This is a genomic window from Legionella septentrionalis (genome assembly GCF_003989745.1).
Taxonomy (GTDB): Bacteria; Pseudomonadota; Gammaproteobacteria; order Legionellales; family Legionellaceae; genus Legionella_A; species Legionella_A septentrionalis.
The window spans coordinates 23949-30659 of record NZ_RZGS01000030.1; the positions used below are offsets into that span (position 1 = coordinate 23949).

Below are 6711 nucleotides of genomic sequence, written 5' to 3' on the forward strand. Positions count from 1 at the left end.
AGTCTACGCAGAAAAAGTTAAAATTTCGCAAAAAGCGCATAAAAAAACTGCTTCTTTTAATTTTTTTACTCTTTTTTTACCGTTTTTACAAAAGTGCGGAGTCATTGCGGATTTATAAATGGGTATAATATAGTAAGAAAATAACGCTCTTAAGAGTAAATTCTTATGAAGAAAAAATTTGGCTCGCGAACGGCTTCGGTCATAAAACGAATTTTTAATATTCGCAGATGGGCTGACTGGGAGCGCATAAAAGGATTTACACAATACCTAGCCGCTGGATTTCGTAAGTTATTTATCCCGCAACGCGGGCGGCGCAGCGAATCGTTCGAAGCCGCAAAGGCACGGTTGCGTTTAACCGAAAGCGAGTTGCTGGCTAGGCAAAATGGGTTGTTCCGCCTAAGCGTGCTTATGTTTGCCATCGCAATTTTTTTATTTCTTTATGCGGTTTACCAACTTATATTTTTTAATGTCCTCGCTTTCTTGCTCAGTTTCATCGTCATGTTAATTGCAGCAGTCTTAGCCTTTCGCTATCACTTTTGGTACTTTCAAATTAAAAAGCGGAAATTAGGGTGCACCCTAAATGAATGGTTTAGACAGGGCATAATGGGTGAAAATAATGATTAGATTTATATTCAGCTTATTGCTTGCATTATGTCCTTTCCTAGCTTTCGCTGCGGATAATACCCTGGGGTTTACCCCACCTCCCGGCGACTATTCTGTAATTTTTCTGGGTAATATTTTTGGCGTGGTGGATGGCGTATTGCATGGAACAGGCAGCCAAATCATGGGCAGCATGTTTGCAGTGTTCAACGCAGCCGTGCTGGCTATTGGCGGCATCATCATTATGTATACGCTGTTAGTTTCTACGATGAACACCGCTCACGAAGGCCAATTTTTAGGGCAGAAGTGGTCTTCTCTCTGGGTTCCTATCAGAACAACAATAGGTTTGGCTTTATTAATCCCCAAAGCATCCGGTTATTGCTTGATGCAGATTTTTGTAATGTGGATTATTGTGCAAGGCGTCGGTGCTGCAGATAAAGTTTGGAATGCGGCTTTAAATTATTTAAACCGGGGTGGAGTGATTATCCAAGCGCAACAAGATCCGACCCGCGGTTTGATCGCTTCCGGTAATATGGGAGTAAGCGGTGCTGCGCAAACCATCTTGGCCGGCCAAGTGTGCATGCTTGGGCTGCAAAAGCAATTAGAAAATCAGCGCCAAATTTATTTACGGCAAAAACAGGATAAAACGGGCCCTTGCTATGAACCGTCATCGGCTGACATGCAAGCTTTTTGCAGTTCAGCCGTCCCGGATTTCATGAATACCGTCAACATCATTTCCGTACAATCAAATAGTGAGACGGGGCCATACACAGTTACCATGCCTAATTTTAGCAGTGGTATCTATGCAAAATTAAATGGTGTGTGTGGTGAGATTTCCTGGGCTACCTTCAACACCGATAACATTAAAAGAATAAGTACTATTGGCACAGAAGACGTCAACACGGCAAAAATGTCGCGCGCTATCGCCATCCAGCAATTGTATATCGATCTTTCCTTGGTTGCTCAAGTGATGATCAATAATAATCCGGCATTATCAGGAAGAGCTCCTCCTAAAGATGCTAACTATTTTTCCCCCATTGCCCAACAACAATTTGGCGTGCCAAAAAATCGATCTGGAAAAGTTTGCGTGGATACGAGGGAGCAAGGGTGCACAGCCTGGGGATCTTCTTCCGGCACGACGACTGGCGCTTTATTTAATGGCACAGAATTCCAGGGTGCGTTAGCTGATTACAATGGCATCATGCTGCCCGCTTTAAATTTGCTGAGGCAGGCAGGAAATGTAGGGGCTGCAAATGCCAGCCGGGCTTTCATACAAAAAGCTTCCGCGCAAGGATGGATCATGGCGGGAAGTTACTTTTTTAATTTGGTTAATTTAAACCAAGCTGCAACGACCGGCTCTTCTTTGTTTGATGAAAATACGGGGCTTGAGAAAAGCAAGTTCAATGTGAGCATGCTTACTAATGCATTCGGCACGGGCAAGCAGTGCACGGGTACCGAGACTTACCAAATGTTTATGTGTGAGTTATTTGGTGGGGACGTCACCAAGGTACAGCCAGTGGTATATTTAATTACAGGCGGTGGCTCAGTTCCTGCCATTAATGCGCAAGACTTAAGCCCAGGGAAAACTCGCGCTGTTACCGATGGTCTGGCTTCTTCAACCGTTTATGGCTTTACAAACAATTCCACGATTATCCAATTACCTGGCCAGCCTGGGCAAAAGCCATTAAGCTTTGCCTCTACCATGAAAACCACTATTCATCCTGAGCCATTCCAGTTGCCATGGTCTAATTTTGATTGTGGTGGAATAAAAATTGGTTTTATTACGATCTGCGTTGGAGAAATGTTAGGAAACTTGTTTTATAACATCCTGTTCCGCTTAATCTATAACCTTTTCTTGAGTTTCTTTAACCAAATGATTGAACAAATCATCATGGCTTTCCTATTGATCCCTCTCCAGGGAATGGCTGCGATTTTTAGGGAGGGCATTGCAATTATTTCCGCACCCGGGGTTAACCCGATTGTAGCACTGGCCAATATGGGTACTTACTACATTAATTTTTCTTCACAACTTTGGTTGCTTTTATTGGAGCTTTCAATAGCCACTATTTTAATACCCGGTTTTGGAATTGCCATCATGGTGATCATCGCTCTCTCCATGCCCTTATTAATGGCTTGGACCAGTATCATGGTATTAGTGGGTTTTGTCACTGCTTATTATGTTCCCGTATTGCCCTACATAATATTTACGTTTGGTTCGATAGCTTGGTTGATTTCAGTTATTGAAGCCATGGTGGCGGCTCCTATCGTTGCTCTTGGCGTGACACATCCTGAAGGGCATGAAGCCTTTGGTAAGGGCGAGCAGGCCATCATGATTTTAATGAACGTTTTTTTAAGACCGTCCATGATGATTATTGGTTATATTGCCGGTATCGCCTTATCGTATGTGGGGGTGTGGATATTGAATGCAGGATTTGATAATGCGGTAGCATTCATGCAAGGTGGCGCTGAATTCGGTAGCAAAGCAGGTACCATCGGAGATGCTTTCCAAAGTTTATTTAAAGGGGATACAAATGCCTATGAGCTGCCAGGTACAGGGAGCTCCTTTGATTTGGCGCGCGGCTTAAATATAAATTTAACGCCAGTGCCGACGCAAGCAGGAGTTATTTCGGGCGGGTATAGCAGTTGGGCAGCTGTTTTTGCCTACTTTTTCTCGATTCTTATTTATACATCGCTATATCTGGTCATTGTGCAACGTTCCTTCTCATTAATTTCTTATCTTCCGGATAAGGTACTGCGCTGGATCGGCGGACAACCCGAAAGCATAGGCCAAGAAGCTGCGCAATGGGGTGAAGAAGTTAAAGGTAAAGTAGAACGCGAAGGTGAAAAAGTGCAAGGTGCCAAGGCTGCTGGTGAGAAAGCGCTCTCAGGTTATGCTGCAAAAGGTGCCGGGAAGCTTCGGGAAGCATACGAAGGTTCTGGTGGCGGTTCTATTAAGGCTGAAAACCAGCCAGAAAGTCAGCAGCAACAACAATCACAGGATGATTCTGGCCAAGTGGGCAATTCAGGCGGGAATACGTCCGGAAACACCAGTACCAGCAGCAATACTAGTACAAGTAGCAGCACTAGTACGAGCAGCGGTGCTGGAACTAGTGGTGAGGCGAGTGCTTCGGCAAGCAGTAGCGGTACAGTTGCACCGGGCTAAGCCCGACAAGCCCAATAAGCTGCATGCACCGGCTTACGAAAAAGATTTTGCGTATTCTTTGGTTCCGGCAATAATCAGTTTGTATACGCGCTCGCTAATTAGGCCTTGTTGAAATTTTTCCGTAGCATCTACCGTCATCAGATGGCCTTTTTGGCGCACCAATTTACGCGTGACATTGGTTACTTCATTCGGATCGCTTTCCAAAAGAATATCCCTTGTTTCTTCATCGAATACTAAATATTCACGCAAAGCCACCCGTTTGCCGTCTACCGTAGGCACAAGTTTCTGCCAGATGCATAAGCGGATGGTTTCCAAAATATCAATGGTGCGCCCTATGCGCTCTTCTCCGGAAAATGAGGTTACCAGGCGGCGCATCGTTTCTGCTACGCCAGACGTGTGCAAGGTGGTATACACGGGATGCCCGGTAAGCGCTGCTTCTAAAGCAGCGCTTATAGTTTCTGCGTCACGGCATTCACCTACCATGATTAAGCGTGGCTTGCGTCGTAAAGCATTGCGAACTCCTTCCGCGAATGTAGGGATATGTCGAGGCACTTCCGATTGACTGACGACAGCCGAGGTGGTTTCAATTTCATCATAAACAAATTCGATGGGTGCTTCATAAGTTAGCACTTTACGGTGGGAATCTTCTTTTTCAATGAGGCTGCGGATAATTGAGGCAAGCAGTGTAGACTTACCGGAGCCGGTCGCGCCGGTAATGAATACAATTCCCTCTTGCGGTTCAATGGCTTCCAGGATGTGATCGGGCAATCCCATGGTTTCAATTTTTGGAGGCGTTGTTGGAATGGTACGCAATGTAATTTGTATGGCATCATGGCCTTCTACCAGACAGGCAGTAGCATTGACGCGATAGCGGTAACGAACCCCTCGGTTTGGGCGGAATTCATAATGAGTATCAATGTCTACCCCTGAGAGTAATTGCGTGGTGGCATTGGGGCCATATATGGAGTTGATTAAATCGCCGAGTTCCGTATTCGAGAGGCGACGATTGGTTAATTTAAGCAAACGCCCATAAACCTCAGCATAAATGGGTTCGCCGGTTTGAATGGTAATGTCAGACGCATTAAGCCTTTCGGCATGCTCAAGCATTTTATCCATGAAACCAGGGGTGAAACGGGTGGGTTCATCTGGCATTAAATTAGTTTGTGTTATCTTAGTATCCAAGCTTCATTCCTCACATGATTAAGCTTGCCCAAGTATAATGCGCGACGCCGTACTTAGTGCAAGAGGATCTGATGCTTCTAGTGCTTCATACAACTGGATGCTCACCAAGAAATTAGGTTTTCTAGAAGTACTCTGGAAATCCTAATTAAAATAAGTATTTCTCGGTTATTCAGGGATCGGCGCAATAACAGGTTGCCAAGCTTTACTGGTTACAGTAATTTTAGCTCCTTTTACCAATTTTTCCATGTGTCGGAATTGTTCAAGGGCATCTTCATCTTTGGCAACAGCGGCGCGCCATTCTTTGCTGTTTGTATTCAATGCCGGCAGAGCCGTTATACGCAACACCCTGTCGTCAATATGGATTTCTGCGCCGTCACCGGTTACGCCAAGGTCAGTGTGCGATACAAAAGGCGCTGACACCATATTCATGGCCAGCAATTTCCGATAAAGAATCATACCATTGAAATCTTCTTTAATGCGGGCAATGCTTTCTTCCAAAATGACATTGGCTTGTTCAACGCCATCTTTCCAGCCTTTTTCCACGCATTGCATCCAAACAATTCGCTCTTCCTTTGTTTTTGGTAAAAGTGTTACGTCAGGATAATCGGGTTTTTTATAATCCATCCATAAATATTGACGCCAGTTGGGAGGAGTAGTTACAAATCGTGCTTGTTTCGCGACTTTATATGTTCTATCGGAAATACGAATGGTTTGTGTGTCAGCCAAATTCAAAGTATTTCTGCCCTCTAAAAGCACGGGAGGTAAAATATTGTGGGGGAGGATAAGTGAATTAAAATCGAAAATAGCGTCGAGATTGCGGGCTTCGCGAGTGAGTTCCTCGTCGATGAATTTTGCACGCCAAGCCAATCCGGATTGTGCCCCTAAACTCAAAGCAGTTTCCCGTAAAGCCATTTCTCTAATTTTACCCATGCCGGGTCTGGAACGGGTAAGAGCACCTTTTTTGCCTGCGGCAGCCATAGCCTGCAAGCCAGCAAGGGAATCTGTATTTCCCGCTTGCATGGAGGTTTGCGAAGAGCAGGCCATCAGTAATCCTGCCAGGATGACCGGGAGACTATGAGTAAAGTTTGGCATAACGCAATTCAACAACCTGGCTATTAGGATAAACGTAAATACTGGCTTTTTTTCCAGCTTGATAATCTATATCGCGCAAAATTTCAGCTAAACTTTGGTCTTTAGCATTGAGGCTGATCAACACGGGGATGGCCGGTTCTCTGCCTAAAACACGCAAGCGGTAGTGTGCGGCTTTAGCTACGCGCGCTGTCAGTTCTTGGATGGGACCAGACCAATCTACAGTTGCACGGGCTTGTAAATTAAAAGCATTAGGAATAGTAAGCGTGTTATCTTTGTTTGCCGGCAAAATGGTTTTTTCAATGCGTGCCATTTCCAGCATCGAATCACTAACGGAATTGGCAGCCTCTGCTAGTTTAATCGTGGCATCGTCGCTTGGTTCATTATAAGGTGGCTTTTTATAAGAGGCAGTAGCGCAACCGGCAAGTATGGTGCATGCCAAAAAAAGCATAACAAGCTTGTTATTCATCCTACGTTTTATAAACTATGAGATTAGCATTGATTGAAACAGGAGCATGAGAGCTTGTCAAGCGGATATACATTTTTTACACATTATTAGGCAACGTCCCTAAAGTTTTTTAGCCAAGATTTCATCTTAAATTGAGCACAAATTTTTCTATTTCACTTCGATCTACCCCCTCTCCCGCGATAGGAGCTTTGATAGTATGATGATGCCC

5 protein-coding genes are annotated in these 6711 nt (G+C 44.7%); 2 read left to right on the forward strand and 3 right to left on the reverse strand.

Annotated elements, in window-relative coordinates:
* The first annotated feature begins 165 nt into the window (after nucleotides 1-165).
* Both icmV and dotA read left to right on the forward strand, forming a co-directional pair.
* Complete coding sequence (gene icmV / locus ELY11_RS09570) at nucleotides 166-624, forward strand: type IVB secretion system protein IcmV (RefSeq protein WP_126953346.1); 459 nt, start codon at nucleotides 166-168, stop codon at nucleotides 622-624.
* Nucleotides 617-3763 (forward strand): type IVB secretion system protein DotA, encoded by a 3147-nt coding sequence (dotA, locus tag ELY11_RS09575; RefSeq protein WP_126953345.1) that lies wholly within the window; start codon nucleotides 617-619, stop codon nucleotides 3761-3763. Before icmV ends, dotA begins: the two co-directional genes overlap by 8 nt.
* Nucleotides 3764-3796: 33 nt before the next feature.
* On the opposite strand, the gene dotB is transcribed toward dotA, so the two are convergent.
* From dotB to dotD, 3 genes are all read right to left on the reverse strand, one after another.
* Nucleotides 3797-4915 carry a Dot/Icm type IV secretion system ATPase DotB gene (gene dotB / locus ELY11_RS09580; protein WP_126953453.1) on the reverse strand — a complete coding sequence of 373 codons (1119 nt, stop codon included), beginning with the start codon at nucleotides 4913-4915 and terminating at the stop codon, nucleotides 3797-3799.
* A gap of 195 nt (nucleotides 4916-5110) precedes the next feature.
* Nucleotides 5111-6037, reverse strand: coding sequence for a type IV secretion system DotC family protein (locus tag ELY11_RS09585; RefSeq protein ID WP_126953344.1), 927 nt, complete (start codon nucleotides 6035-6037; stop codon nucleotides 5111-5113).
* Nucleotides 6018-6485, reverse strand: coding sequence for a type IVB secretion system lipoprotein DotD (dotD, locus tag ELY11_RS09590; protein ID WP_233579794.1), 468 nt, complete (start codon nucleotides 6483-6485; stop codon nucleotides 6018-6020). The genes ELY11_RS09585 and dotD overlap by 20 nt, the downstream gene beginning before the upstream one ends.
* Nucleotides 6486-6711 lie beyond the last annotated feature (226 nt).

Bases quoted from the DNA above. Each gene is read 5' to 3' on its own strand.
- icmV (WP_126953346.1), top strand. From the start codon at position 166: ATGAAGAAAAAATTTGGCTCGCGAACGGCTTCGGTCATAAAACGAATT.
- dotA (WP_126953345.1), top strand. From the start codon at position 617: ATGATTAGATTTATATTCAGCTTATTGCTTGCATTATGTCCTTTCCTA.
- dotB (WP_126953453.1), bottom strand. From the start codon at position 4,915: ATGCCAGATGAACCCACCCGTTTCACCCCTGGTTTCATGGATAAAATG.
- ELY11_RS09585 (WP_126953344.1), bottom strand. From the start codon at position 6,037: ATGCCAAACTTTACTCATAGTCTCCCGGTCATCCTGGCAGGATTACTG.
- dotD (WP_233579794.1), bottom strand. From the start codon at position 6,485: ATGCTTTTTTTGGCATGCACCATACTTGCCGGTTGCGCTACTGCCTCT.